Origin of the sequence: Pseudomonas sp. Root562, from assembly GCF_001427125.1 — a bacterium.
Lineage (GTDB): Bacteria > Pseudomonadota > Gammaproteobacteria > Pseudomonadales > Pseudomonadaceae > Aquipseudomonas.
This window is the reverse complement of sequence record NZ_LMGK01000024.1, coordinates 116,373-140,811: the sequence shown is the minus strand read 5'-3', so window position 1 is coordinate 140,811 and position 24,439 is coordinate 116,373. Positions and strand designations below refer to the sequence as shown.

Annotated in this window: 26 protein-coding genes and 1 tRNA gene; 21 read left to right on the top strand and 6 right to left on the bottom strand. The window is 57.7% G+C overall.

The features are described 5' to 3' along the window. The first annotated feature begins 67 nt into the window (after positions 1–67). Positions 68–739: a response regulator gene (locus tag ASD60_RS22160; protein WP_056856026.1), complete on the top strand. Its 672-nt coding sequence runs from the start codon at positions 68–70 to the stop codon at positions 737–739. After that, positions 732–2,120 carry a sensor histidine kinase gene (locus ASD60_RS22155; protein ID WP_056856025.1) on the top strand — a complete coding sequence of 463 codons (1,389 nt, stop codon included), beginning with the start codon at positions 732–734 and terminating at the stop codon, positions 2,118–2,120. The genes ASD60_RS22160 and ASD60_RS22155 overlap by 8 nt, the downstream gene beginning before the upstream one ends. An 88-nt stretch (positions 2,121–2,208) precedes the next feature. On the opposite strand, the gene ASD60_RS22150 is transcribed toward ASD60_RS22155, so the two are convergent. Together ASD60_RS22150 and ygfZ are read right to left on the bottom strand one after the other, a co-directional pair. Then, entirely contained in the window at positions 2,209–3,030 is an 822-nt protein-coding gene (locus ASD60_RS22150) for an HDOD domain-containing protein (protein WP_056856024.1), read from the bottom strand. Between the two features lie 35 nt (positions 3,031–3,065). Next, positions 3,066–4,007, bottom strand: coding sequence for a CAF17-like 4Fe-4S cluster assembly/insertion protein YgfZ (gene ygfZ, locus ASD60_RS22145; protein WP_056856023.1), 942 nt, complete (start codon positions 4,005–4,007; stop codon positions 3,066–3,068). 150 nt (positions 4,008–4,157) lie between these two features. Between ygfZ and ASD60_RS22140 the strand changes: the two genes are divergently transcribed. Both ASD60_RS22140 and ASD60_RS28505 read left to right on the top strand, forming a co-directional pair. After that, positions 4,158–4,412, top strand: coding sequence for an FAD assembly factor SdhE (locus tag ASD60_RS22140; protein WP_056856022.1), 255 nt, complete (start codon positions 4,158–4,160; stop codon positions 4,410–4,412). Next, positions 4,396–4,848 (top strand): protein YgfX, encoded by a 453-nt coding sequence (locus ASD60_RS28505; RefSeq protein ID WP_082557647.1) that lies wholly within the window; start codon positions 4,396–4,398, stop codon positions 4,846–4,848. The genes ASD60_RS22140 and ASD60_RS28505 overlap by 17 nt, the downstream gene beginning before the upstream one ends. Here the strand turns inward: ASD60_RS28505 and nadB are convergent. Beyond that, entirely contained in the window at positions 4,817–6,433 is a 1,617-nt protein-coding gene (gene nadB, locus ASD60_RS22135; protein ID WP_056856021.1) for an L-aspartate oxidase, read from the bottom strand. The two genes, ASD60_RS28505 and nadB, sit on opposite strands and share 32 nt — an antisense overlap. A gap of 554 nt (positions 6,434–6,987) precedes the next feature. On the opposite strand from nadB, the gene rpoE reads away from it, so the two are divergent. From rpoE to ASD60_RS22115, 4 genes are all read left to right on the top strand, one after another. Beyond that, entirely contained in the window at positions 6,988–7,569 is a 582-nt protein-coding gene (gene rpoE / locus ASD60_RS22130) for an RNA polymerase sigma factor RpoE (protein ID WP_003172477.1), read from the top strand. Positions 7,570–7,600: 31 nt separating this feature from the next. After that, the gene (locus ASD60_RS22125; RefSeq protein WP_056856020.1) at positions 7,601–8,188 is read left to right on the top strand and encodes a sigma-E factor negative regulatory protein; all 588 of its coding nucleotides are present in this window, start codon (positions 7,601–7,603) and stop codon (positions 8,186–8,188) included. Between the two features lie 8 nt (positions 8,189–8,196). Further along, entirely contained in the window at positions 8,197–9,156 is a 960-nt protein-coding gene (locus tag ASD60_RS22120) for a MucB/RseB C-terminal domain-containing protein (RefSeq protein ID WP_056856019.1), read from the top strand. A 178-nt stretch (positions 9,157–9,334) separates the two neighbouring features. After that, positions 9,335–10,762, top strand: a complete 1,428-nt coding sequence (locus ASD60_RS22115; RefSeq protein WP_056856018.1) for a DegQ family serine endoprotease — start codon at positions 9,335–9,337, stop codon at positions 10,760–10,762. Positions 10,763–10,826: 64 nt separating this feature from the next. Here the strand turns inward: ASD60_RS22115 and ASD60_RS22110 are convergent, their stop codons facing one another. Beyond that, a complete protein-coding gene (locus ASD60_RS22110; RefSeq protein ID WP_056856017.1) occupies positions 10,827–12,260 on the bottom strand; it encodes a M48 family metalloprotease in 1,434 nt (477 codons plus the stop codon). A 98-nt stretch (positions 12,261–12,358) separates the two neighbouring features. Here ASD60_RS22110 and ASD60_RS22105 point away from each other — a divergent pair, with 98 nt between their 5' ends. Beyond that, positions 12,359–12,598, top strand: coding sequence for a sulfurtransferase TusA family protein (locus ASD60_RS22105; protein WP_056856016.1), 240 nt, complete (start codon positions 12,359–12,361; stop codon positions 12,596–12,598). A 31-nt stretch (positions 12,599–12,629) separates the two neighbouring features. Further along, entirely contained in the window at positions 12,630–13,700 is a 1,071-nt protein-coding gene (locus tag ASD60_RS22100; RefSeq protein ID WP_056856015.1) for an AI-2E family transporter, read from the top strand. Between the two features lie 107 nt (positions 13,701–13,807). Here ASD60_RS22100 and ASD60_RS22095 read toward each other — a convergent pair whose 3' ends face one another. Both ASD60_RS22095 and ASD60_RS22090 read right to left on the bottom strand, forming a co-directional pair. Beyond that, complete coding sequence (locus tag ASD60_RS22095) at positions 13,808–14,281, bottom strand: peroxiredoxin (RefSeq protein WP_056856014.1); 474 nt, start codon at positions 14,279–14,281, stop codon at positions 13,808–13,810. 11 nt (positions 14,282–14,292) lie between these two features. After that, positions 14,293–14,853 (bottom strand): glycine cleavage system protein R, encoded by a 561-nt coding sequence (locus ASD60_RS22090; RefSeq protein ID WP_056856013.1) that lies wholly within the window; start codon positions 14,851–14,853, stop codon positions 14,293–14,295. A gap of 328 nt (positions 14,854–15,181) precedes the next feature. Between ASD60_RS22090 and dapA the strand changes: the two genes are divergently transcribed. From dapA to ASD60_RS22035, 11 genes are all read left to right on the top strand, one after another. After that, positions 15,182–16,060 carry a 4-hydroxy-tetrahydrodipicolinate synthase gene (dapA, locus tag ASD60_RS22085; protein WP_056856012.1) on the top strand — a complete coding sequence of 293 codons (879 nt, stop codon included), beginning with the start codon at positions 15,182–15,184 and terminating at the stop codon, positions 16,058–16,060. A gap of 17 nt (positions 16,061–16,077) precedes the next feature. Further along, entirely contained in the window at positions 16,078–17,193 is a 1,116-nt protein-coding gene (bamC, locus tag ASD60_RS22080) for an outer membrane protein assembly factor BamC (RefSeq protein WP_056856011.1), read from the top strand. Positions 17,194–17,197: 4 nt separating this feature from the next. Further along, on the top strand, positions 17,198–17,956 hold the full coding sequence (locus ASD60_RS22075; RefSeq protein WP_056856010.1) for an MBL fold metallo-hydrolase: 759 nt from the start codon (positions 17,198–17,200) through the stop codon (positions 17,954–17,956). A gap of 28 nt (positions 17,957–17,984) precedes the next feature. Then, positions 17,985–18,698 (top strand): phosphoribosylaminoimidazolesuccinocarboxamide synthase, encoded by a 714-nt coding sequence (gene purC, locus ASD60_RS22070; RefSeq protein WP_047526793.1) that lies wholly within the window; start codon positions 17,985–17,987, stop codon positions 18,696–18,698. An 83-nt stretch (positions 18,699–18,781) separates the two neighbouring features. Then, positions 18,782–18,871: transfer RNA gene (locus tag ASD60_RS22065), tRNA-Ser, on the top strand. Between the two features lie 309 nt (positions 18,872–19,180). Beyond that, complete coding sequence (locus tag ASD60_RS22060; RefSeq protein ID WP_056856009.1) at positions 19,181–19,378, top strand: YegP family protein; 198 nt, start codon at positions 19,181–19,183, stop codon at positions 19,376–19,378. Between the two features lie 99 nt (positions 19,379–19,477). Continuing rightward, on the top strand, positions 19,478–20,404 hold the full coding sequence (locus ASD60_RS22055) for a LysR substrate-binding domain-containing protein (protein ID WP_056856008.1): 927 nt from the start codon (positions 19,478–19,480) through the stop codon (positions 20,402–20,404). A 57-nt stretch (positions 20,405–20,461) separates the two neighbouring features. Continuing rightward, positions 20,462–20,827 (top strand): 5-carboxymethyl-2-hydroxymuconate Delta-isomerase, encoded by a 366-nt coding sequence (locus ASD60_RS22050; protein ID WP_056856007.1) that lies wholly within the window; start codon positions 20,462–20,464, stop codon positions 20,825–20,827. Positions 20,828–21,083: 256 nt separating this feature from the next. Further along, positions 21,084–22,733 carry a phosphoethanolamine transferase gene (locus tag ASD60_RS22045; protein WP_056856006.1) on the top strand — a complete coding sequence of 550 codons (1,650 nt, stop codon included), beginning with the start codon at positions 21,084–21,086 and terminating at the stop codon, positions 22,731–22,733. A gap of 175 nt (positions 22,734–22,908) precedes the next feature. Then, positions 22,909–24,042, top strand: a complete 1,134-nt coding sequence (gene rnd / locus ASD60_RS22040; RefSeq protein ID WP_056856005.1) for a ribonuclease D — start codon at positions 22,909–22,911, stop codon at positions 24,040–24,042. Further along, positions 24,039–24,332, top strand: a complete 294-nt coding sequence (locus ASD60_RS22035) for a YcgL domain-containing protein (RefSeq protein ID WP_053155806.1) — start codon at positions 24,039–24,041, stop codon at positions 24,330–24,332. Before rnd ends, ASD60_RS22035 begins: the two co-directional genes overlap by 4 nt. Positions 24,333–24,439: the final 107 nt, after the last annotated feature.

The following is a 24,439-nucleotide window of genomic DNA, read 5'->3' as shown; positions in this document are numbered from 1 at the left end:
GACGGATGCCGCTGTAAACTCCGCGCCAAAGAATGGTGTCGACCATCCCTGAATGAGGAAAAGATCCATGCGTGTTCTGCTCGTCGAAGACCATCTGCAGCTCGCCGAAAGTGTCGCCCAGGCGCTCAAGAGCACCGGTTTGACCGTGGATGTGCTGCACGACGGCGTGGCGGCCGATCTGGCGTTGGGCAGCGAGGAATACGCCATGGCGATCCTCGATGTCGGATTGCCGCGCATGGACGGCTTCGAAGTCCTCGCACGCTTGCGCGCAAGGGGCAAGAATCTGCCGGTGTTGATGCTGACGGCGCGCAGCGACGTGAAGGATCGGGTGCATGGCCTCAACCTTGGCGCCGATGATTACCTGGCCAAACCGTTCGAGTTGACCGAGCTCGAAGCGCGGGTCAAGGCCCTGCTGCGCCGCAGTGTGCTGGGTGGTGAACGCCTGCAACGCTGCGGCGTGCTGGCCTACGATCTGGAGACCCGGCGCTTCACGCTCGCCGAGGAGCTGCTGACCCTGACCTCGCGCGAGCAAGCTGTGCTTGAGGCACTGATCGCCCGTCCGGGGCGGGTGATGAGCAAGGAGCAACTGGCCTCCCAGGTGTTCGGCCTCGACGAAGAGGCCAGCCCCGACGCCATCGAAATCTATGTGCACCGTTTGCGCAAAAAACTCGACGGCCAACCGGTTGCCATCGTGACCTTCCGCGGCCTCGGCTATTTGCTGGAAAGCCGCGATGCATAAACCCAGCAGTCTGCGCTGGCGGTTGCTGTGGAATCTGGCATTGCTGCTGGTGGTATTGATGCTGGCCAGTGGTTTGAGCGCGTACTGGAACGGTCGCGAGGCCGCCGATACCGCCTATGACCGAACGCTGCTGGCCTCGGCGCGGACCATCGCTGCGGGTCTCTCCGAGCGCGATGGCTCTCTGAGTCTCGACGTGCCCTACGTGGCCCTCGACACCTTCGCCTACGACAGTGCCGGGCGGATTTTCTATTTGGTCAACGATATCCATCAAAACCTGATTTCCGGCTACGAAAACCTTCCGGCTCCTCCGCCCGGAACCCCGCGCACCGATGATTACCCGGCGCTGGCGCGGTTCTATAACGCGACGTATCGGGGGCAGAACGTGCGGGTCGTCAGCCTGCTCAAGGCTGTCAGCGAACCTAACATGAACGGCATGGCGGAAATCCGCGTGGCGGAAACCGATGAAGCGCGGGTAAGCATGGCTCGCAGCCTGGCGGCAGACACTTTGCTGCGTCTGGGCATGTTGGCCGTCGGGGCGCTGATGATCGTCTGGTTCGCGGTGAGCGCCGCACTGCGTCCGCTGGAGCGCTTGCGCACGGCGGTCGAGGAGCGTCAGCCCGATGATCTGCGGCCGTTGCCGCTGGTTGAAGTGCAACGCGAATTGTGGCCGTTGGTGCGTGCGCTCAATCACTTTACCGAACGTCTGCGTGGACAATTCGAGCGTCAGGCGCAATTCATTGCCGATGCCGCCCATGAGCTGCGCACCCCGTTGGCGGCGCTCAAGGCGCGGCTTGAGCTGGGCTTGCGTTCGGACGAGCCACAAACCTGGCGCAGCACACTGGAAACCGCGGCGCAGGGCACAGATCGCCTGACTCATCTGGCTAACCAACTGCTCTCGCTGGCGCGGGTCGAAAACGGTGCCCGGGCGATTGCCGAGGGCGGCGCGCAATTGCTCGATCTCAGTCAATTGGCGCGAGAGCTTGGCATGGCCATGGCGCCGCTGGCCCACAAACGCGGCGTAGCGCTGGCGCTGGAGGCGGACGAGCCGGTCTGGTTGCGTGGGGAGCCGACCCTGCTTAACGAGTTGTTGAGCAATCTGGTGGACAACGCACTGGCCCACACGCCGCCGGGCGGCAACGTTATTTTGAGAGTCTCGGCACCAGCGGTACTGGAAGTCGAGGACGATGGCCCCGGAATACCGCTGGCTGAGCGCGAGCGAGTATTCGAACGTTTTTATCGACGCAACCAGCAAGTGGCCGGATCAGGTTTGGGACTGGCGATTGTCGGCGAGATCTGTCGCGCACACCTGGCGCAGATCAGCCTGCATGATGGTGAGCATGCAGGGTTGAAAGTTCGGGTGAGTTTCATTGCCGGGGAGTGATGGCATCTGTTCTGGAGTGTTCGCGGGCAAACCTCGCTCCTGCAAGACGGTGGAAATCGTGTAGGAGTGAGGCTTGCCCGCGCAGCTTTCAATAAAACATCGAGCGCGTTTCTTCCAAATCAGCGCACATAGCCTTGTTGTCCGGATCGATCCCGAGTTTGACGAAGGCCGGAACGCTGAAAGGATCGATGCGTGAAATCGGGTGATCGGTATCTTTGTGGCAATACAGGCTGGCAACTTGCACCAAGTCGACATAATCGATCTGGGCTGATTGGCGCTTGAAGTTCTGATACAGCAGTGGCACCTGTACCAGCAATTCCGGAAACTCCCAGACCCTCAGAAGTTTGTCGCCGAGCAGCGGATGAATGCGCTCGATCACATGGTTGAGGCTGACCGGATCGGACAAGAGTTCGTAGTGGTCTTCGGCATACGTCAGGATCGGCAACACACCGATTTGATGCACCAGTCCGCCAAGGGCTGCCTGATCGGGTTTGAGCTGGGTGTAGCTGCGGCACAGCGCATAGCTGACGCCGGCGATTTCCAGGCTCTTGCGCCAGACATCGCGCATTTTCTGTTCCACCACCTCGGAGCGGGCATGGAAAATCTGCTCCATGACCAGGCCAATCGCCAGATTGCTGCTGTAGTTGATGCCCAGGCGGGTGATTGCCGTGTGCAGATCAGTGACTTCCTGGGTTGCGCGTAGCAGCGGGCTGTTGACCACTTTGATCAGGCGCGCCGACAGCGCCGTATCACGGCCGATGACTTTGCTCAAACTGCTGATACTGATTTCCGGGTCTTCAGCGGCCTTGCGAATCTGCAACGCCACTTCCGGTAATGTCGGCAGAACCAGGTCATCGTTATCGATGGCCTCAACCAAATCCTGTTGGACCTTTTCCGCCAGCTCAATCATTTAGTTTCTCTAGGTGTCGCAAAAAAGTACTGCGTTCAACGCTGGATTTCGCGGTCACGGTCCAGTTGATAAGGCAGGTCGAGCAAGTGCAGCGCAGGGCCGTCAATTGCACCCACATGAATATCGCCACCTTCTGCAGCTTCGGCTTGCAATACGGCCAACAGTTCAATGTGGTTTTCGCCACGGGCTGCCAGCACCACTTCACCGATTGAACTGTTGTGACTTGGGGAGAACAGTTGGGTACCGGGCTCAGGCAGGTCGCTGGCATCCAGTTTCACGCGATAGAGTCGACGCTTGAGTTTGCCCAGGTACTGCATCCGGGCAACGATTTCCTGACCGGTGTAACAGCCTTTTTTGAAACTCACGCCACCGACAGCTTGCAGATTGAGCATCTGCGGAATGAACAGCTCGCGGGTACCGGGCATGACCTGGCCGATCCCTGCACGGACCTGGCCCAGCAGCCACTGATTCAAGTCGCTTTCGGCCAGCATGGCGGACAGCTTGCCCTTGATGCTGTCGGCTTGATCGGCAGCGACCCAGAGTTCGGCACGCTCGGGTGAAATGCGAATGGCGATCAAACCGTCGTGACGCACAACACTGTCGGTTTCTGCCGGCAGGTCAAGTCCGAGGCTCTTTATTGCAGCATCGCCATGCTCGATGCCGAAACGAATCCAGGCAGCACTTTCGTCAGTCAGCTTGGACTTGGAGAACACAGCGTATTTTTTCAGGTCCGCCAGTTGAGGTTCCAGCAATTCACTGGCCATGGCCAGCAACACGCCGTCACCTTCGAGCAGGATACGGAAGCTCGATTGCATCCGGCCTTTCTGGGTACAGCGCGCGCCGAGGCTGGACTGTGTGTCGCTCAGGTAATTGAGGTTGCAGGTCAATTGGCCTTGCAGGAACTTGCCGGCGTCCGCGCCGCGGACCGCCAGAACACCTTCATGAGACAGCGTGCAGAAAAAAGCAGAATCGGCCATGGGTCATCGCAGGGTTAAAGAGTCTGGAGGACATGATAAGGGGGCGCCTTCGAAATGGGTAGTTCACAAAGGATCGCTGGTGCCCGACCAAAGCCGACTGTTCGGCGAAGCGCGGGGCTGTATACTTGCGGCCTATTTGAGGAGCGCTCCATGGTCGAAGATGTTGAACTGAATCGCCTCTACTGGCACAGCCGCCGCGGCATGCTTGAACTTGACGTGTTGCTGGTGCCGTTTGTGAAAGAGGTTTACGCAAGTCTGAACGAGGTGGATCGTGCGTTGTACGTCCGCTTGCTGGAATGCGAGGATCAGGACATGTTCGGCTGGTTCATGGAGCGCAACGAATCGGAAGATCCGGAGCTTCAGCGCATGGTTCGCATGATCCTGGATCGTGTCCAGCCCAAGTAATTCTTTCGAATGCCGCTGGCATGCCTCGCGGCAGTTGCTGGCGGCTTACGTTTTTGCCCAGTTGTTCGCACTGGGTTCGTTGCTTCTTCTTGAATTACCGCTCTGGGCCAGTCTGTCGGGTGCTTTGTGCTGCCTGCTCCATGGCATTCGGGTACTGCCACGCCAGATTCTGCTGACACACCCACAAGCGTTTTTGGGCTTGCGTCGCGATGCCGATGGCTGGCAGTTATGGAATCGGGCGGCGGGGTGGCAATCGGTGCAGCTGCGGCCCGATAGTTTGGCACTGCCCTGGGTGGTGGTGCTGCGTTTTCGCCTGCAAGGTGAGCGACGGATCCGGGCCATTTGCGTACCCCGGGATTCGCAGGCGGCGGATATACACCGACGCCTGCGGGTTCGGCTCAAATTCAGTCGGCGTAGGTGGGCGGCACCAGAATAGTGTCCAGCGCCACTGGCAACATGTTCGGATAGTCGAGGGTGTAATGCAGACCGCGACTTTCTTTACGCTCCATGGCTGACAGAATCATCAATTCGGCCACCTGAGCCAGGTTGCGCAACTCGATCAGGTCGCGGCTGACTTTATAGTTGCTGTAGAACTCGTCGATTTCATCGAGCAGCAACCGCACCCGGTGCTGGGCCCGTTGCAGACGCTTGTTGGTGCGCACAATGCCGACGTAGTCCCACATGAACCGACGCAACTCATCCCAGTTGTGCGCAATGATCACGTCTTCATCGGAATCCGTTACCTGGCTCGCATCCCAGGCGGGCAGGGCGATGGGGGCAGAAATCTGCGGCAACTGCTCAATGATGTCCGCAGCCGCCGAGCGCGCGTAGACAAAGCACTCCAGCAGCGAGTTGCTGGCCATGCGGTTGGCGCCATGCAGGCCGGTGAAGCTGGTTTCGCCAATCGCGTACAGCCCGGGTACGTCGGTGCGACCTTGCTGGTCGACCATAACGCCGCCGCAAGTGTAATGCGCGGCCGGAACCACCGGGATCGGTTGCTTGGTGATGTCGATGGAAAACTCCAGGCAACGCTCGTAGACAGTCGGGAAGTGCGTCTTGATGAAGTCTTCTGATTTGTGGCTGATGTCCAGGTATACGCAGTCAATGCCCAGGCGTTTCATCTCATGGTCGATGGCCCGTGCGACGATGTCCCGGGGCGCCAATTCGGCGCGGGGATCGAATCGCTGCATGAAGCGTTCGCCATTAGGCAGCTTCAAGTGCGCGCCTTCGCCGCGAAGGGCTTCGGTGATCAGGAAACTCTTGGCCTGCGGGTGGTACAGACAAGTCGGGTGGAACTGGTTGAACTCCAGGTTCGCCACCCGGCATCCCGAGCGCCAGGCCATGGCAATGCCATCACCACAGGCACCATCGGGGTTGCTGGTATAGAGGTAGACCTTGGCTGCGCCACCGGACGCGAGGATCACGAAACGGGCGCCATAGGTATCGACTTCTCCGGTACCACGATTGAGCACGTAAGCGCCCAGGCAACGGTCGCCTTCAAGGCCCAGGCGTTTTTCGGTGATCAGATCGACGGCGACGCGCTGTTCCAGCAGTTCAATGTTCGGCCGTTGCCTGGCCTGGGTCAGCAAGGTTCTGAAAATCGCCGCACCGGTAGCATCGGCGGCGTGGATGATACGTCGATGACTGTGTCCACCTTCGCGGGTCAGATGGAACTCGAATCCGCCGTCCTCAACAGTCGATTGCTCATCACGAGTAAAGGGTACGCCTTGGTCGATCAGCCATTGAATCGCCTCTTTACTGTGCTCGACAGTGAAGCGTACGGCGTCTTCGTGACACAAGCCGCCGCCGGCATTCAGGGTGTCATCGACATGGGACTCGACGGTATCGGTGTCATCCAGTACCGCAGCGACACCGCCCTGCGCCCAGAATGTCGAGCCATTGGCGAGGTCGCCTTTGCTCAGGACAGCGATGCGCAAATGACCGGGCAAGGTCAGCGCCAGGCTCAAGCCGGCAGCACCGCTGCCAATTACCAGAACATCGTGTTGAAACTGTTGGCTCATTTCAGGATTCCGCTCAAAGCGACCCGGGTCAGGGAGGCGCTGGACAACTGGACAGGCGAGTCAGGTTCGCGAACAGCCCACTAGTATATAGAGGGGGGGATCGGCACAATAGCCGAGCCTATATGGCATTGTGAAACTACTGTGATGGAAAAGAGCTGACGCTTCGTCGGATGTTTTTTTGGTCGATTTGGCGACAACTGAACTGTATCGTGGATTTAACAGTCTTTTTCGCCGCACGGTCGCACAATGTCGGTTCATGCAGCTATAAATATTTGGAACTTTTGCCAAAGGCCCAAGATCAATAGACGGTTGCCTGATTCAAGGGACAGTGTCGGCTTCAGCGCGGGATCTGCTTTGGATCCTTGCCGGCGAAACCGATGACAAGATTATTCGCGCAGCCGGGGAATCTCGCGCTGCGTTTTTCGTGCGTGCCGATCAGAGCCCGCAGGAAACTTGCCTGGAGGGGGAGAACTTTTGCGAAAAGCCCGAGTCTATGTTTGCAAGTCCGGACGTTTAGTTGTGCAAGCCTCCTTCGAGCTTATCGAGGAGTGTTCATGCTAACCCAGGAAGAGGATCAGCAGCTGGTCGAACGCGTTCAACGCGGCGACAAGCGAGCGTTCGATCTGCTAGTGCTGAAATACCAGCACAAAATTCTCGGGTTGATCGTGCGTTTTGTGCACGACACCCATGAAGCCCAGGATGTGGCACAGGAAGCCTTTATCAAGGCCTACCGTGCACTAGGAAATTTTCGCGGAGACAGCGCGTTTTATACGTGGCTTTACCGCATCGCCATCAACACGGCGAAGAACTATCTGGTTTCACGCGGCCGCCGGCCGCCGGATAGCGATGTCAGTTCCGAGGATGCAGAGTTCTACGATGGCGATCATGGCCTCAAGGATCTCGAGTCGCCAGAACGGGCTTTGCTGCGGGATGAGATCGAAGGCACCGTCCATCGAACCATTCAGCAACTGCCGGAAGATTTGCGTACGGCTTTAACTTTACGTGAATTCGATGGTCTGAGTTACGAGGACATTGCGAGCGTCATGCAATGTCCGGTGGGCACCGTGCGCTCCCGGATCTTCCGCGCCCGGGAGGCCATCGATAAAGCCCTGCAGCCGTTGTTGCAGGAAAACTAAAGACAGCGGCGACAGCCAAGAGAGGAACGCCATGAGTCGTGAAGCCCTGCAGGAATCGCTGTCCGCAGTGATGGATAACGAAGCGGACGAATTGGAATTGCGTCGGGTACTCAGTGCCTGTGACGATGTTGAAACTCGTGAAACGTGGGCTCGTTATCAGATCGCTCGGGCAGCAATGCACAAGGATCTGCTGCTTCCACGTCTGGACATTGCTGCGGCCGTTTCGGCAGCCCTGGCTGACGAAGCCGTACCGGCAAAAGCCACTCGTGGTCCATGGCGCAGCCTGGGTCGTCTGGCTGTCGCTGCTTCGGTAACGGTTGCCGTACTGGCGGGCGTTCGCCTGTACAACCAGGACGAGATCGCCGGTGTCGAACTGGCTCAACAGTCCAGCCAACAGAATCTGGCCGCTCCTCAAGTCAAGGGCCCGGCTGTTCTGGCAGGCTACAATGAGAGTTCGGAAGCCACTGGTCCAATGGCCAACGGCGTATTGCAGGGTCAGCCAGGCTGGCACGATCAGCGTCTGCCAAGCTACCTGCGCCAACATGCTCAACAGGCTGCATTGAAGGGCACTGAGAGCGCTCTGCCTTACGCTCGTGCCGCAAGCCTGGAAAACCGTTAAGGAGGATCATGCGCGCCAAACCTCTACTTTCGCTTCTGCTCGGTGGCTGGTTCGTTGTTCCAGCCCACGCCGATGAAGCCCAGGACTGGTTGACCCGTCTTGGTCAGGCCGAGCAACAGCAAAGCTTCTTCGGTACCTTCGTCTATGAGCGTAATGGTAGTTTTTCTACCCATAACATCTGGCACCGCGTCCATGATGGAAGAGTCCGCGAGCGTTTACTCCAGCTCGACGGATCGGCTCAGGAGGTTGTGCGCGTTGATGGTCAGACACAATGTGTCAGCGGCACCCTGATAGCAGGGCTTGGGGACTCTCCCAATTCCGCCGCTCGTGCACTTGATCCACAAAAGCTCAAGAATTGGTATGACCTTGCTGTTATCGGCAAGTCGCGTGTTGCCGGGCGTTCAGCGGTAATTGTGTCTTTGACGCCTCGCGACCAGCACCGCTACGGTTTTGAGTTGCACCTGGACAAGGAAACCGGGCTGCCACTCAAGTCGTTGTTGCTCGATGACAAGGGGCGCCTGCTTGAGCGATTCCAGTTCACGCAACTGGACACCGCTGATGTTCCGTCCGATCGCGATTTGCAGCCCGGCAGCGATTGTAAGGCGGTCAACCTCGACAGTGACAAGGCTTCGGCGGTGAAGACAGCCCAGGCCTGGCATTCAGACTGGTTGCCACCCGGATTCGAGCTGACCAGCAGCACGGTACGCAAGGATCCCGAGACCAAAACCCAGGTCAATAGCCTGATGTATGACGATGGTCTGGCGCGTTTTTCTGTATTCCTTGAGCCATTGAACGGCGCTGCCGTCACTGATACCCGCACTCAATTGGGGCCAACGGTGGCTGTATCCCGGCGATTGACCACTGCGCAAGGTGAAATGATGGTTACGGTAGTGGGTGAAATTCCGGTCGGCACCGCTGAACGGATAGCCTTGTCCATGCGCAACGACGCCACTGCAACCAAGCAGTGAGCTGCAGTCGAAATGTTTCGTGAGCATTTCAGTTTGCAAATCCCCCCAGAATTTTTTATAGGTCAGAGCCCCTCGGCTCTGGCCTTGTTTGTTGTTCCCGGAACAAAAATACCGGCGTATCTTTCTCGGTGTTCCTTGATCCATATCGCTTAACCATGCTCGTCGTAACGGGAGCCGTATGTCGATACCACGCTTGAAGACTTATCTTTCCATTTTTGCCACCGTGCTGGTGCTCGGTCAGTCGGTCGCTGCACAAGCAGTCGAATTGCCTGACTTTACGCAACTGGTTGAACAGGCGTCGCCCGCGGTCGTGAACATCAGTACCACGCAGAAGCTGCCGGATCGTAAAGTGAACCAGCAGATGCCTGACCTTGAAGGCTTGCCGCCAATGCTGCGCGAATTCTTCGAGCGCGGCATGCCGCCGCAACCGCGATCGCCGCGCGGCGATCGTCAGCGCGAAGCCCAATCCCTGGGTTCGGGTTTCATTATCTCGCCAGATGGCTACATTCTGACCAACAACCATGTGATCGCTGACGCTGACGAAATTCTTGTGCGTCTTGCCGATCGCAGTGAAATGAAAGCCAAACTGGTCGGTACTGATCCACGCTCCGACGTGGCGTTGCTGAAAATCGAGGGCAAGGATCTGCCGGTTCTCAAACTCGGCAAATCCCAGGATCTGAAGGCCGGTCAATGGGTTGTGGCGATCGGTTCGCCGTTCGGTTTTGACCACACCGTCACTCAAGGCATCGTCAGCGCCGTCGGTCGTAGCCTGCCGAATGAAAACTATGTGCCGTTCATTCAGACCGACGTGCCGATCAACCCGGGCAACTCCGGTGGTCCGTTGTTCAACCTCAACGGGGAAGTGGTTGGCATCAACTCACAGATCTACACCCGTTCCGGTGGTTTCATGGGCGTGTCGTTCGCGATTCCAATCGACGTGGCCATGGACGTTTCCAATCAGCTCAAAAGTGGCGGCAAAGTCAGCCGTGGCTGGTTGGGTGTAGTGATTCAGGAAGTGAACAAGGATCTGGCCGAGTCGTTCGGCCTGGAAAAACCGGCCGGTGCGCTGGTTGCCCAGATCCAGGATGACGGTCCGGCTGCCAAGGGTGGGCTGCAGGTGGGTGATGTGATTCTGAGCATGAACGGTCAGCCGATCGTCATGTCCGCCGATCTGCCGCATCTGGTGGGTGCACTGAAATCGGGGTCCAAGGCTAATCTGGAAGTGATCCGCGAGGGTAAGCGCAAGAACGTCGAACTGACGGTCGGAGCCATTCCTGATGAAGACAAGGAACTTGATGCATTGCCGAAGTCTGGTGCAGAGAGCAGCAGCAATCGCCTGGGTGTGTCGGTTGTCGAGTTGACCGCGGAGCAGAAGAAAACCTACGACCTCAAAAGTGGCGTGGTGATCAAGGAAGTGCAGGAAGGTCCTGCCTCGATGATCGGTCTGCAACCGGGTGATGTCATTACTCACCTGAACAACCAGGCGATCGAGTCCACCAAGCAATTCACTGACATCGCCAAGGCGCTGCCGAAGAATCGTTCGGTGTCGATGCGTGTATTGCGTCAGGGGCGCGCCAGCTTCATCACCTTCAAACTGGCTGAATAAACCGGTTGCAGGTTGAACAAAAAAACCGCCTCGAAAGAGGCGGTTTTTTTATGCGGGTTTCAAATTATCCCATCATGTCCTTGATCATGCGCTCCTGCTCCATCAGCTCTCGCTGGCGGGCATCGATGCGTGACGACAGTGGGAAGTTGGTGCCAGCCTTGCGCTTGGCGAAGTCCAGTTGCTGGATGGCCTGGCGGTAGTCGCCGACCAGCGCGAAGTATTCGGCCCGTGCCTGATGCAGGCCGATGATGTTGCCCGACAAGCCGCGCGTTTCTGCCACCTGATACCACACGTCCGGATCGTCCGGGCGTGACTTGAGCAGGCCTTCCAGCGCTTTTTCGGCGTCCGCGGCGCGGTTTTGTTTCAGCAGCAGATCGACACGCACCTGGTTCAGTGGATAGTTGCCGGGGTATTGAGTCAGCATCCGGTCAACCCGCGTTTGCGCGTCGGCCAGCCGATTGTTGGTGATATCCAGATCAATCTGCGCGAGGTTGTAGATGATCTCGTTTGGCGCCTTGGCCAACAACAGCTTGAGATTTTCCCGTGCCTCGTTCAATTGGCCGCCCTTGACCTGGGCGATGGCCAGGCCGTAGCGAGCAACATCGCTTTTCGGGTTTTCATCCAGCTGGGCACGGAAGCGCTTGGCACCCAAACCTGGCGTTTCCTCATAGATCAATTGAACGCGAGCGCGAATCAATTGATAACGCAAGGTGTCTTCGATACCACCCTGTGGCGCCTGTTCGGCGCGGTTGCGGGTGTCCGCGATCCGCGATTCAGTAACCGGGTGAGTCAGCAGGAATTCCGGTGGCTTGGCATCAAAACGGTACTGCCGCCCCAGGCGCTCAAACATGGAGGGCATCGAGCGCGGATCGTATCCGGCTTTTTCCAGGTTGAGGATGCCGATACGGTCGGCTTCCTGTTCGTTCTGGCGAGAGAAGCGCCGTTGTTCCTGGATCGCCGCCGCCTGCGTACCCGCAATGGCCGCGATCCCGGCATCACCGGCACCGGCTGCGGCAATCACGATACCGGCCAGCAGCGCGGCCATCATCGGCACTTGCATGCGTTGTTGTGCTTCAACGCCACGGGCAAAGTGGCGCTGCGACAAGTGAGCCAGTTCGTGCGCCAGTACCGAAGCGTATTCGCCTTCGCTCTGGGCGTTGAGGAACAAACCACCGTTGACCCCGACAATGCCGCCGGGTGCTGCGAAAGCGTTAAGTTGTGGACTGTTGATCAGGATGAACTCAAGACGCCGGTCATTGACCTGGCTGGTTTCGACCAGGCGATAAACGCTGGATTCGACGTAGTCCTTGAGTTGCGGGTCGTTGAGTTGTGACACCTGGCTGCGCAAAAGCGCGAGCCAGGCACGGCCCAGCTGGTATTCCTGCTGCGGCGAGACAATGGCAGAACTGGCGTCGCCGAGTGACGGCAGGTCGTCGGCGAAGCCCGGTGAGGCGAGCAGGCAAGCGAGCGTCAGCAGGGTAGGGCGCAAAAAAGTCATGCACAAAGCCTTAGTCGACAAAGAGCTTACTGTAGCCGGACACCAGCCCTGCGACCAGATATTCTAGGCAACTCGACTACCCGACCCGGAGTGATGCAATGATCGATGCTGTAGCCCATGACGTTGAGCTGGACGCCAGCGGCCTGAATTGTCCGTTGCCGTTGCTCAAGGCCAAGATGGAACTCAATCGGATGGCCAGTGGCGCGATACTCAAGGTCATTGCCACCGATGCGGGCTCGCAGCGCGACTTTCGCACCTTTGCCCGATTGGCCGGTCATACGCTGCTTCGTGAAGAAGACGAGGCGGGCGTTTACCGTTACTGGTTGAAAAAAGCCTGAAATCTGCGGCATTTGTTCTTAAGGATTATTGATGTTCAAAGTGTTACGCGACTGGATTCAGCGCTATTTCTCGGATGAAGAAGCAGTGGTGTTGGCGGTGCTGCTGTTTCTTGCGTTCACCGCGGTCCTCACCCTGGGCGGCATGCTGGCGCCAGTGTTGGCCGGGATGGTGCTGGCCTACCTGATGCAAGGGTTGGTGGTGGCGCTCGAACGGATGCGCGTGCCGGGCTGGGTGGCGGTGGGGCTGGTTTTTGCCTTGTTCATGGGGGTGCTGCTGGTATTCATCGTGGTGGTCGTGCCGCTGCTTTGGCATCAATTGATCACGTTGTTCAATGAATTGCCGGGCATGCTCGCCAAGTGGCAATCGCTATTGTTGTTGTTGCCCGAGCGTTACCCGCATCTGGTATCCGACGAGCAGGTGCTGCGGGCCATCGAAGCGGCGCGGGGCGAGATCGGAAAATTTGGCCAGTGGGCACTGACGTTCTCGCTATCGAGCCTGCCGTTGCTCGTGAATATCATGATCTACCTGGTCCTGGTGCCGATCCTGGTGTTCTTCTTTCTGAAGGATAGAGCCATGATCGGCCAGTGGGTGCGTGGCTACTTGCCACGCGAGCGGGCATTGATCACCCGGGTCGCCCATGACATGAACCGACAGATCGCCAACTACATTCGCGGCAAGGTCATCGAGATCTTCATTTGCGGTGGCGTGACCTACATCGCCTTCGTTGTTTTGGAACTCAACTACGCGGCGCTGTTGGCATTGCTGGTGGGAATTTCGGTAGTGGTGCCTTATGTCGGCGCCGTGGTGGTGACCGTGCCGGTGTTTCTGATTGCACTGTTCCAGTGGGGCTGGAGCGATGAATTCATCTACTTGATGGCGGTGTACGGGATCATCCAGACGCTGGATGGCAACGTACTGGTGCCGCTGCTGTTCTCCGAGGCAGTCAACTTGCACCCAGTGGCGATCATCTGTGCAGTGCTGCTGTTTGGCGGGCTGTGGGGGTTCTGGGGGGTGTTCTTTGCCATTCCCCTGGCGACACTGTTCAAGGCGGTGCTGGACGCGTGGCCGCGCAAGGAGCCGGTCGTGGCGCCACTGCTGTAAATTGTGGTGAAACGAAAAAAGATCGCAGCCTGCGGGATTGGGTTCGATGCGCAGAAACGGCGACGAACTCTATTCTTGCAGGACCATGGGCTGCGATCTTTTTGGTATCAGGCCTTGTTCAGCGCCTGAGCGGCAGCCAGCACGGCATCAACATGCCCCGGCACTTTCACGCCGCGCCATTCCTGACGCAAGACGCCATCCTTGTCGATCAGGAATGTACTGCGATCCACGCCCATGTATTCCTTGCCGTAAAGCTTCTTCAGCTTGATCACGTCGAACAGCTGGCAAAGCGCTTCTTCCTTGTCGCTGATCAGCTCGAACGTGAACGCCTGCTTCGCCTTGAAGTTCTCGTGGGACTTCAGGCTGTCGCGAGAAACCCCGAACACTTCGGTATTGGCGGCTTTGAAAGCCTGCAGTTGATCGCGAAAGCCCTGACCCTGGGTCGTGCAGCCCGGTGTGCTGTCCTTTGGATAGAAGTAGATCACCACTTGCTTGCCTTTGAGGTTCGCCAGGCTGACGGTCTGCCCGCTGGTGGCGGGTGCTTCGAAGTCGGCAACCGGTTGGTCGATGGCAACGGCCATGAAAAGCTTCCTTACATTGGGTTCTGTGGGCGCCACGGTTCGATCAGGGCATCCAGGTTCAGCGCGTCGGCGAAGTCCAGGAACTGATCGCGCAGCCAGCTGATTTGCACGCCGGCCGGCAACGTCACGGTAAATGTGGCATTGAGCATGGTCCCGCCGGTCTGCGGTGCCTGATACGTGTCGCAGGTCAGGTTTTCCAGCTCGACGTTGTGATCCATGAAGAACTGGCACAACTCGTTGATGATGTCGGAACGGTAGGCCGAACTGACATAAGCAACATAAGGCAGGGCCTGGGGACGATTCTCCAGAGCCGCGCTGCGTACCACGTTGACGGTAAAGGCGTGCCGTTTGGCCAATACCGGCAGGCTGCCTTCCAGGCGTGCCAGGGCATCCCAGCTGCCGGAGACTTCGAGAACCAGCGCACTGCACTCGCCATGACGGGTCAGGCGGGAGGTGACCACGGCGCAGCGGTTTTCATGGCTGGCACGGCACAGGACGTTGGTCAGCTCCATGGGGTTGGCGCCGAGGGCACTGATGACAAGGAATTGTTCGCGAACTGTGGGGGTGGACATGCAGCATTCCTAAAGCGATGAGCGGTCGGTACTTCTATCGGCTCGTTCTGCCGGGAGTGAGCCTGCGAATGCGGATTCAGAAAGCTCCGGGCGCAGGCTGCAACGTGCTCCAGTATGGCAGGAGCGGAGGGTGGCAACGCTGGGACGGGGCTTGTGATGCCGAAATTGGAGGCTCAAACCCGATGTACGAGCTTGTCAGTATCGATCAAAGTCTGAAGGGTAGCGAAAAGCGACGCCAAGGGGAATGGCGGCAGCGCAGTACTTCGCTTGTACAAGCATCTTGGCGCCAGTACCATTACCGCTCTCTTTTTCCGGCAGGAGCGGTTTCATGATTGCGGGCAGTATGGTGGCACTGGTCACACCCATGGATGCACAAGGGCGTCTTGACTGGGCCAGCCTCAGCAAGCTCGTGGATTTCCACCTCGAGAACGGCACCCATGCCATTGTCGCAGTCGGAACTACCGGCGAGTCGGCAACCCTTGATGTCGAAGAACACATTGCCGTCATCAAAGCCGTGGTCAAGCAGGTCAACGGTCGCATTCCGGTGATTGCCGGTACCGGCGCCAACTCGACTCGCGAAGCCGTCGAGCTGACCCGTAACGCCAAAGAGGCCGGCGCCGACGCCTGCCTGCTGGTCGTGCCGTACTACAACAAGCCGACCCAGGAAGGCCTGTACCAGCACTTCAAGCACATTGCCGAAGCCGTCGACATCCCTCAGATCCTCTACAACGTTCCTGGCCGCACTTCCTGCGACATGCAGGCCGAGACCGTCATCCGCCTGTCCACCGTGCCGAACATCATCGGCATCAAGGAAGCGACCGGCGATCTGAAACGCGCCAAAGCCATCCTCGATGGCGTCAGCAAGGATTTCATCGTCCTGTCCGGTGATGATCCGACCGCTGTCGAGCTGATCCTGCTGGGCGGCAAGGGCAACATCTCGGTGACCGCCAACGTCGCTCCGCGCGAAATGGCCGATCTGTGCGAAGCCGCTCTCAAGGGCGACGCCGCGACCGCCCGTGCAATCAACGAAAAACTGATGCCTCTGCACAAAGACCTGTTCATTGAAGCCAACCCGATTCCGGTGAAGTGGGCTTTGGTTGAAATGGGCCTGATGCAGGAAGGCATTCGCCTGCCGCTGACCTGGCTGAGCGCACCTTGTCATGAAACGCTTCGCACGGCCCTGCGCCAGTGCAGCGTCCTGGTTTAATTGAGGAAGTACTACGCATGAAGCGAATGGCCGGACTTTCCGCACTTGCCTTGATTATCTCCAGCACCAGTGGCTGCGGATGGATCTGGGGCCCGGAAGGTTATTTCCGTGACCGTGGTAGTGATTACCTGGAAGCGCAACAGACTGCACCGATGCAACTGCCACCCGACATCACCACCGCCAAGCGTCTGGATCCGCTGTTGCCGATCCCGCGCAACGTCGCCGACGACACCGCCAAGGGCGAGTATGTTGTGCCTCGTCCGCAGCCGTTGTCGGCCGCTGCCGATGCCAGCCCGTACTCGCTGCAAAAAAGCGGCGACTCCCGCTCGATCCTGGCGCAGAACCCTCCGGCCGAAATCTGGCCCGTGGCTGTTCAGTTCTTCCAGGACAACGGTTTCCGCCTGGATGAACAGCGCCCGCAAACCGGTGAGTTCACCACCACCTGGCAGCGTTCCGACGAACTGTCTGCTGCCATGGCCAAGCGCCTGAGCGCTGCCGGTGTCAGCACCGACAGCGAAACCCGTGTACGGGTACGTATCGAGCCGGGCGTGCAGCGTAATACCAGTGAAGTCTACGTGGTCAGCGCCGAGCGTCCCGCCGGCAGCACTGCCGACGTCGCTTTCACCAACCGTTCGGTCAACACAGGCCTCGATGCTGCACTGGTCGACGACATGCTGGCGAGCATGAGCCGCATCTCCGAGAAGGGCGGTTCTGTCTCCATGCTGGCTTCGCGTGATTTCGATGCGCCAAGCCGTGTCAGCCTCAGCGAAGACGGTAGCGGCAACCCGGTGCTGAACGTCGGTACCGATCTGGACCGTGCCTGGTCGAGCGTCGGTCGTGCGCTGGAACAAGGCGAGTGGCGCGTTGAGGACATCAACCGCAGCCTGGGCCTGTACTACATCAACCTGGCCGAAAAAGCCGAGAAGAAAGACGACAAGCCTGGCTTCTTCAGCAGCCTGTTCGGCAGCGCGCCGAACAAGGAAGAAGTTGAAGCCCGCGCCGAGCGTTATCAGGTTCGCCTGAGCAAGGTTGGCGAAAACGTTCAGGTTACCGTCGAGAAAAACATCAACACTGTCGCGCCTGCTGACGTCGCGCGCAAAGTGTTGAGCGTCATTCAGGACAACCTGGGCTGATCAAATGCGTTTTGCCGTTCTCGGCAGCGGTAGCCAAGGGAACGGCACGCTGATAGCCAGCGCTGAAACGTATGTGCTGGTGGATTGTGGTTTCTCCCTGCGGGAAACCGAAAAACGCCTGCTGCGCCTGGGTGTGAACCCTGCGCAGCTGAGCGCGATACTAGTGACCCACGAACATGCCGACCACGTGCATGGCGTGGGTTTGCTGTCTCGGCGCTACAATCTGCCTGTCTACCTCAGTCGCGGGACCTTGCGCGGGATGCGCAAACCGATTGAACCCGCAGGCCTTCTGGCCGGTGGCGAGCAACTGCAAATCGGTGCCTTGAGCATTGGTGTCATTGCCGTGGCCCACGATGCGCAGGAACCGACGCAATACGTTTTCAGTGATGGTGAGCGGCGCTTCGGCCTGTTGACCGATCTCGGCTCGTATTGCGACAAGGTGCTGGACGGTTATCGGGACCTCGATGCGTTGATGATCGAGGCCAACCATTGCCGTGACATGCTGGCTCGCGGTCACTACCCGTATTTTCTCAAGCAACGGGTAGGCGGTGAACTGGGACATTTGAACAACCACCAGGCGGCATTCCTGGTGTCCGAGTTGGGCTGGCAAGGCCTGCAACACCTGGTCCTGGCCCATCTGAGCAGCAAGAACAACCTGCCGCAGCTGGCCCGGCAATGTTTTGTCGATACCCTCGGGTGCGACCCGGACTGGCTGCAATTGGCCGATCAAGATTCAGGGCTCGACTGGCGACATATCGCCTAGCCCATCTACTTAGCAAGCGGAGCCCATCATGGAAAAACGTGAAGAACTCTACCGCGGCAAAGCCAAGTCGGTTTACAAGACCGACGACGCTAACCGTCTGATCCTGCTGTTTCGTAACGACACTTCGGCGTTCGACGGCAAGCGCATCGAGCAGCTTGACCGCAAAGGCATGGTGAACAACAAGTTCAATGCCTTCATCATGCAGAAACTCGAAGCCGCCGGTGTGCCGACCCAGTTCGACAAACTGCTGGGCGACAATGAGTGTCTGGTGAAGAAACTGGACATGATCCCGGTTGAATGCGTTGTGCGTAACTACGCCGCTGGCAGCCTGGTCAAGCGCCTGGGTGTTGAAGAGGGCATGAAGCTCAACCCTTACACCTTCGAACTGTTCCTGAAAGACGACGCCAAGGGCGACCCGTTCATCAACGAATCCCACGTCGTGGCGTTCGGTTGGGGCACCGCCGAGCAACTGGTTCGCATGAAAGAACTGTCGCTCAAGGTCAACGAAGTCCTGAGCAAACTGTTCGACGACGCCGGCCTGCTGCTGGTCGACTTCAAACTGGAATTCGGCGTTTTCCACGACGGCACCATCGTCCTGGGTGACGAGTTCAGTCCGGACGGCTGCCGCCTGTGGGACAAGGCCACCGGCAAGAAAATGGACAAGGACCGCTTCCGTCAGGGCCTGGGTGACGTCATCGAAGCCTACGAAGAAGTCGCCAACCGTCTGGGCGTACCGCTTTAATCGACGCAAGCATCTGATAGCACAGAAATATTTCGCTCAGGGGGTTCGCTTCCGGCAAAAGTGTTGTTATGATGCGCGCCGTTGGAGAGATGCCAGAGTGGCCGAATGGGACGGATTCGAAATCCGTTGTACCTTCACCGGTACCTAGGGTTCGAATCCCTATCTCTCCGCCATTACATAGAAAAAGCCCCGTAGCTGAACAAGCTGCGGGGCTTTTTTGTTTGTCCGGTTTTTTTGTCGATGATTGATCGTCGGACCGAGCATCGCTTCGATGTAAGAAAAATACGCCGATTTACGAGAAAAATTACTCTCTGTTGTCGCTGAATTTACCGCTCCCTTAATCCATTGGCCGCCCCCGAGGTTCAGCGTTTTCTCCCGAAATATTCTCTGACACCCCCAGACTTCCCTCGAAAAAAACCTCATCTACTCTGGCATGCACAGGTCAGCGACCTGTTGTAATCAGCCATCGCAAGGAGCGAACTATGTATTTTGAGATTTACAGGCAAACCCGCGGCTCGATCCTGACTGGCAAAGGTCAGTGGAGGTGGCGTTTGCGGGCAGGGAATCATGAAACGATCGCCAGTGGCGAGGCATACGTCAACAAAGCTGATTGCGTGCATGCAATCAGCTTGATCAAGGGGACATCTGACCTGACGCCGGTCAAGCAGCTCCAGGCATGACGTGTCGAAGCTGCTCAATATCAGGGCAGCTTCGTTATATAGACGCCGATTGCGACATCTCCCTAAACTGTCGGCAGTTTTTTAGCGCCGGGGCAATGGATGAATCGCAACGAACTACGCAAGGCCGACATCAACCTGATGGTGGTGTTTGAGTCGCTGATGCTTGAGCGTAATGTCACCAAGGTGGCGAAGAAGCTGTTTCTCGGCCAGCCAACCATCAGCTCGGCGCTCAACCGCTTGCGTACGATGTTCGATGATCCTTTGTTCATTCGCGTCGGTCATCGCATGGAGCCGACGGCGCGGGCCGAAGAGATCTTTCGCTATCTGTCGCCGGCGCTGGATTCGTTATCGGTGGCGTTGAGCCTGACCCACGATTTCGACCCGGGTAACAGCACCATGACCTTTCGGATCGGGATGTCCGACGATGTCGAGTTCGGTCTGTTGCCGCCCCTGCTGCGCGCGTTGCGCCAGGAGGCGCCGAAGGTGGTTTTCGTTGTGCAGAATGTTGATTATTGGCGAATTCCAGACCTGCTGGCGTCGGGGGATATTACGGTGGGTATCAGCCAGACTCGCGGCCTGCCCGCCAATGCCAAGCGTAAATTGCTGCGTCACATCTCTCCCAGCGTATTGCGCGCCGACGCATGCGATACGCCATTGACGGTTGATGAATACTGCTCGCGCCCACATGTGCTGGTGTCCCATATCGCCAACGTCAGCGGTTTCGCAGATGAGTGGTTGGCGCAGATCGGTCGGTCGCGTCAGGTGGTGCTCTCGGTGCCTCAATACAGTTCGTTGCCGGCTTTGCTTGCAGGGACCGATCTGATTGCCAGCCTGCCGGATTACACCGCTGCAGCGATGGCGGCTTCGGGTCAGTTGTTCATGGAGCCGTTTCCGTTCAAGACCCCGACCCTGGAACTGTCCATGGTCTGGCTCAGTCATGCCGACAGCGATCCTGCCGAGCGCTGGTTGCGCTCACGAATTGAAGCATTCATGGGTGAACGCGATCTGATGTCGCTACCCCAATAACCACGGCAGCGCTGTGCTATATGTACGTACTTGCCATTGATCTACAGGAATCCCGCCATGCCTCACCTGCACCTGGAATATACCGCCAATCTGCCTGATCTGAATGCCGATGTGGCGCTGATGCGGCTCAACAATACGCTGGTGGCTTCCGGTCAATTCGGTGCCGAATTTGACATCAAGAGTCGCGCAATAAAAGTCGAAACGTACAAGGTCGGGACGGCTCTGGCTGAGCGAGGCTTCGTGCATGTGAAACTGGCGGTGTTGAGTGGACGTTCGCCGCAGATCAAACAACAGTTGTCCGAAAGCTTGTTGGCGGTGGTAAAGGACCTGTGTGAGTGGCCGGCGGGCGTTGAAGTGCAACTGTGCGTGGAAATCCTCGACATCGATCGTGAGTCCTACGCCAAGGCCGCCATCGGCGTCTGAGTTTTCTGATGTACAGCTCGGCACAGGCCTTGATGATCTGTTCGCGCAACAAGCTGCCTTGCCGAGCCTTGGCCTGAACCCGAGCTGAATCATTCTCAAACAAGTTTAAAGTTCTTACATGATCATGCATGCCAACTAATCGTTGGCTAATTTTTCACAAAAAATTGATAGTCGTGTACCTAAAGTTAGTGCTGTCGCCGTAAATGAAATTTTCACATTTACAGCAGGCACTTCTTTTCAGGAACCGCCGATCATTATGTTGAAAATTAAAGCCGTGCGCCCCGAATGGGTCACACTGATTTCCAGCGCCTTTCTATTAACCGGATTTAACCTGGTTCTCTGGAAACATCTTTTTGAAATCACCGCTGCCGATGGTGCGGGCATCGTCATGCGTTTGGCTTTCGCGGCGATGATCGTTGCAGCCTTCAACATTGTCTTGACTCTGCTGGCGTTCCGGCCAGTCATGAAGCCGGTTTTGATGCTGTTGTTCATGGTTAGCGCTGGCGTCGCCTATTTCATGAGTCAGTACGGCGTACTGATCGATGCCGGCATGTTTCGTAACTTTGCTGAAACCAATGCCACGGAAGTTCGTGACTTACTGTCACTAAAGTTGTTTGTTTATATTCTGATGTTGGGTGTATTGCCGTCGTTGCTGTTGTGGAAAACACCGATCAATTACCGTCGCTGGCACCGTGAAGTGTTGAGTAAAGTTCTGGTGAGTGTGGCGTCGCTAGCCGTCATCGGCGGTGTGGCACTGGTCAACTATCAGGGCCTTGCTTCATTGTTTCGCAATCACCACGAATTGCGACTGATGGTGGTGCCCAGCAACTACATCGGGGCATCTTTTGGCTACTTGCGTGAGCAGGTCGCGTCTGCCCGACAACCCTTTGCCACTGTGGGCGAAGACGCCCAGCGAAATCCGGTTTGGCAGACCCATGGCCGCAAATCCCTGACGGTGCTGGTGGTGGGTGAAAGCGCCCGGGCGGAGAACTTTGGCATCCTCGGCTATGACCGCGACACCACGCCAACGCTGAGTAAAGAAGCCGGCTTGATCGCCTTTACCGATGTGCATTCCTGTGGCACTGAAACCGCCGTCTCGGTGCCGTGCATGTTTTCCAATATGGGGCGCAAGGATTACAGCGCGAGCAAGGCGAAGAACGAAGAGGGGCTGTTGGACGTGCTCAAGCGCGCGGGGCTGGACGTGATCTGGCGCGACAACCAGTCGGGCTGCAAAGGCACTTGTGATCGGGTCACGCTCGAGGATGTCAGCAAGTTGAAGGACCCGGTGTTGTGCGCCAACAGTGAGTGCCGCGACGAGATCCTGCTCCAAGGCCTGCAGCATTTCATCGATAACCTGGATAAAGACACGGTACTGGTGTTGCACCAGATGGGCAGTCACGGCCCGGAATACTTCAAGCGCTACCCGAAAGAGTACGAACGATTCACGCCGGTTTGTGAGAGTAATGCGCTGAACAATTGCAGCCGTGAAAGTATCGTCAATGGCTATGACAATACCCTGGTGTATACCGACCATGTGCTGTCGACACTGATCGATTTGCTGCGCAACAATCAGGACAAGGTCGATACGGCGATGCTTTACCTGTCGGACCATGGCGAATCCCTGGGCGAGTACAACCTTTTCCTCCACGGCACGCCGTACATGCTGGCGCCGGACCAACAAAAGCATGTGGCGATGCTCGCCTGGTTCTCCGACAGTTATCAAAAGTCATTCTCCGTCGACACCCATTGTCTGCAGCTAAGCCGTGAAAAGCCTCTTAGCCAGGACAACCTGTTCCACTCGATGCTGGGGTTGCTGGAGGTCAACAGCAAAGTCTATAACCAGGATCTGGATATGTTTGCCGGATGCCGCGCAGCAGTGATCGATGGCGTGTTGGCGAATAAATGAGTGTTGCGTGATCCGAGATGGTTTGGCCTGCATGTCCTGCAAGGCAGGTCGAATGGGAGTTGACGGGCTATTCTTCGGGTACGCCAGGTGTTTTCGTTGATGCTCTTGTTCAGTGGATGCGCGGAAATCGCCGGGGGCGATATATACTGCGGGCCATTCTTCAAGGGAGAGCCGTGTGGCCATCGATATTCACTGGATTCGCGACAACGATAGCCTCGGTCAATTTTGCGCCGAGTGGCAAAAGTTGCCATTCGTTGCCCTCGACACCGAATTCATGCGGGTCGACACCTTTTATCCGATCGCAGGTCTGCTGCAGATTGGCGATGGCGAACGCGCTTACCTGATTGATCCGCTGACCATCGATAACTGGCAACCTCTGGCCGCGTTGCTGGAAAACTCAGCCGTGGTCAAAGTCGTGCATGCGTGCAGTGAAGACCTTGAAGTCTTGCTGCGCCTGACCGGCAGCCTGCCGGCGTCGCTGTTCGATACGCAACTGGCCGCCGCTTACCTGAACCTTGGGTTCTCGATGGGATATTCGCGACTGGTGCAGGAAGTGCTCGGCATCGATCTGCCCAAGGGCGAGACCCGTTCCGACTGGTTGCAACGTCCGCTTTCCGAAACACAGATCAGTTACGCCGCGGAAGATGCCGTACATCTGGCAGAGGTGTTCGTAAAACTGCGCCCGAAGCTTTCCGACGACAAATATGCCTGGGTGTTGGAGGACGGTGCCGAACTGGTCGCCAACCTGCGCCGCGAGATCGACCCGTACGAGGTCTATCGCGACGCCAAACTGGCCTGGAAACTATCCCGCGCTCAACTCGCGGTACTGCGTGAACTCTGCGCGTGGCGCGAAAAAGAAGCCCGTGCCCGTGACCTGCCGCGCAATCGCATCATCCGCGAGCATTCGCTGTGGCCGCTGGCGCGCACGCAGCCAGACAACCTTGGCGCGTTGGCGAAGATCGAAGACATGCATCCGCGTACCGTGCGTCAGGACGGCGAGTTTCTGCTTGATCTGATCAAGCGCTCTGGCAGTGTGTCGCCCGATCAATGGCCGCCCGCCGTGCCGGAGCCGTTGCCAGTGGACGCCGCCGCACTGCTCAAACAGCTGAAAGCCATCGGCCAGGTTGAAGCCGAGCGTCTGAACATTGCGCCGGAACTGATGCTGCGCAAGAAAACCCTGGAAGCGCTGCTCAAAAGCGGCTTCCCCAATGGTCCCTACCAATTGCCTGATTCGCTGCGTGGCTGGCGCCGCGAATTGATGGGCCAGGCGCTGCTCGACAGCCTGGCCACCGCCGGAGAACAGCCTTGAAACGTATTTGCTCCATCTACCGCAGCACCAAACGCAATGAAATGTACCTTTATGTACTCAAAAGCGATGCTCTGGAACGCGTACCGGAAACCTTGATGGCCGCCTTCGGCAAAGCCATCCACGCCTTCGACCTGGTGTTGAGCCCGGAGCGCAAACTGTCGCGCGAGGACATCACGGTGGTGCTGGAGAACCTCGACAAGCAGGGTTACCACCTGCAAATGCCACCGGCCGAGGACGAGTACATCGAACATTTGCCGGAAGAGTTGTTGCGACGCAACGACCCTATGTGATCGGTAGACAGGCTCTGTTCAGAGTCTTGATGAAACACTGGAATGATTTTGGCGATGGTCGCGCTGGCAGGGCGAAGCTCTGTCGGCGGCCGTCTGCACTGTTTTTG

Excerpts from the sequence above, each read along its gene's own strand:
- ASD60_RS22160 (WP_056856026.1), top strand. The coding sequence starts at position 68 with ATGCGTGTTCTGCTCGTCGAAGACCATCTGCAGCTCGCCGAAAGTGTC.
- ASD60_RS22155 (WP_056856025.1), top strand. The coding sequence starts at position 732 with ATGCATAAACCCAGCAGTCTGCGCTGGCGGTTGCTGTGGAATCTGGCA.
- ASD60_RS22150 (WP_056856024.1), bottom strand. The coding sequence starts at position 3,030 with ATGATTGAGCTGGCGGAAAAGGTCCAACAGGATTTGGTTGAGGCCATC.
- ygfZ (WP_056856023.1), bottom strand. The coding sequence starts at position 4,007 with ATGGCCGATTCTGCTTTTTTCTGCACGCTGTCTCATGAAGGTGTTCTG.
- ASD60_RS22140 (WP_056856022.1), top strand. The coding sequence starts at position 4,158 with ATGGTCGAAGATGTTGAACTGAATCGCCTCTACTGGCACAGCCGCCGC.
- nadB (WP_056856021.1), bottom strand. The coding sequence starts at position 6,433 with ATGAGCCAACAGTTTCAACACGATGTTCTGGTAATTGGCAGCGGTGCT.
- rpoE (WP_003172477.1), top strand. The coding sequence starts at position 6,988 with ATGCTAACCCAGGAAGAGGATCAGCAGCTGGTCGAACGCGTTCAACGC.
- ASD60_RS22125 (WP_056856020.1), top strand. The coding sequence starts at position 7,601 with ATGAGTCGTGAAGCCCTGCAGGAATCGCTGTCCGCAGTGATGGATAAC.
- ASD60_RS22120 (WP_056856019.1), top strand. The coding sequence starts at position 8,197 with ATGCGCGCCAAACCTCTACTTTCGCTTCTGCTCGGTGGCTGGTTCGTT.
- ASD60_RS22115 (WP_056856018.1), top strand. The coding sequence starts at position 9,335 with ATGTCGATACCACGCTTGAAGACTTATCTTTCCATTTTTGCCACCGTG.
- ASD60_RS22110 (WP_056856017.1), bottom strand. The coding sequence starts at position 12,260 with ATGACTTTTTTGCGCCCTACCCTGCTGACGCTCGCTTGCCTGCTCGCC.
- ASD60_RS22105 (WP_056856016.1), top strand. The coding sequence starts at position 12,359 with ATGATCGATGCTGTAGCCCATGACGTTGAGCTGGACGCCAGCGGCCTG.
- ASD60_RS22100 (WP_056856015.1), top strand. The coding sequence starts at position 12,630 with ATGTTCAAAGTGTTACGCGACTGGATTCAGCGCTATTTCTCGGATGAA.
- ASD60_RS22095 (WP_056856014.1), bottom strand. The coding sequence starts at position 14,281 with ATGGCCGTTGCCATCGACCAACCGGTTGCCGACTTCGAAGCACCCGCC.
- ASD60_RS22090 (WP_056856013.1), bottom strand. The coding sequence starts at position 14,853 with ATGTCCACCCCCACAGTTCGCGAACAATTCCTTGTCATCAGTGCCCTC.
- dapA (WP_056856012.1), top strand. The coding sequence starts at position 15,182 with ATGATTGCGGGCAGTATGGTGGCACTGGTCACACCCATGGATGCACAA.
- bamC (WP_056856011.1), top strand. The coding sequence starts at position 16,078 with ATGAAGCGAATGGCCGGACTTTCCGCACTTGCCTTGATTATCTCCAGC.
- ASD60_RS22075 (WP_056856010.1), top strand. The coding sequence starts at position 17,198 with ATGCGTTTTGCCGTTCTCGGCAGCGGTAGCCAAGGGAACGGCACGCTG.
- purC (WP_047526793.1), top strand. The coding sequence starts at position 17,985 with ATGGAAAAACGTGAAGAACTCTACCGCGGCAAAGCCAAGTCGGTTTAC.
- ASD60_RS22060 (WP_056856009.1), top strand. The coding sequence starts at position 19,181 with ATGTATTTTGAGATTTACAGGCAAACCCGCGGCTCGATCCTGACTGGC.
- ASD60_RS22055 (WP_056856008.1), top strand. The coding sequence starts at position 19,478 with ATGAATCGCAACGAACTACGCAAGGCCGACATCAACCTGATGGTGGTG.
- ASD60_RS22050 (WP_056856007.1), top strand. The coding sequence starts at position 20,462 with ATGCCTCACCTGCACCTGGAATATACCGCCAATCTGCCTGATCTGAAT.
- ASD60_RS22045 (WP_056856006.1), top strand. The coding sequence starts at position 21,084 with ATGTTGAAAATTAAAGCCGTGCGCCCCGAATGGGTCACACTGATTTCC.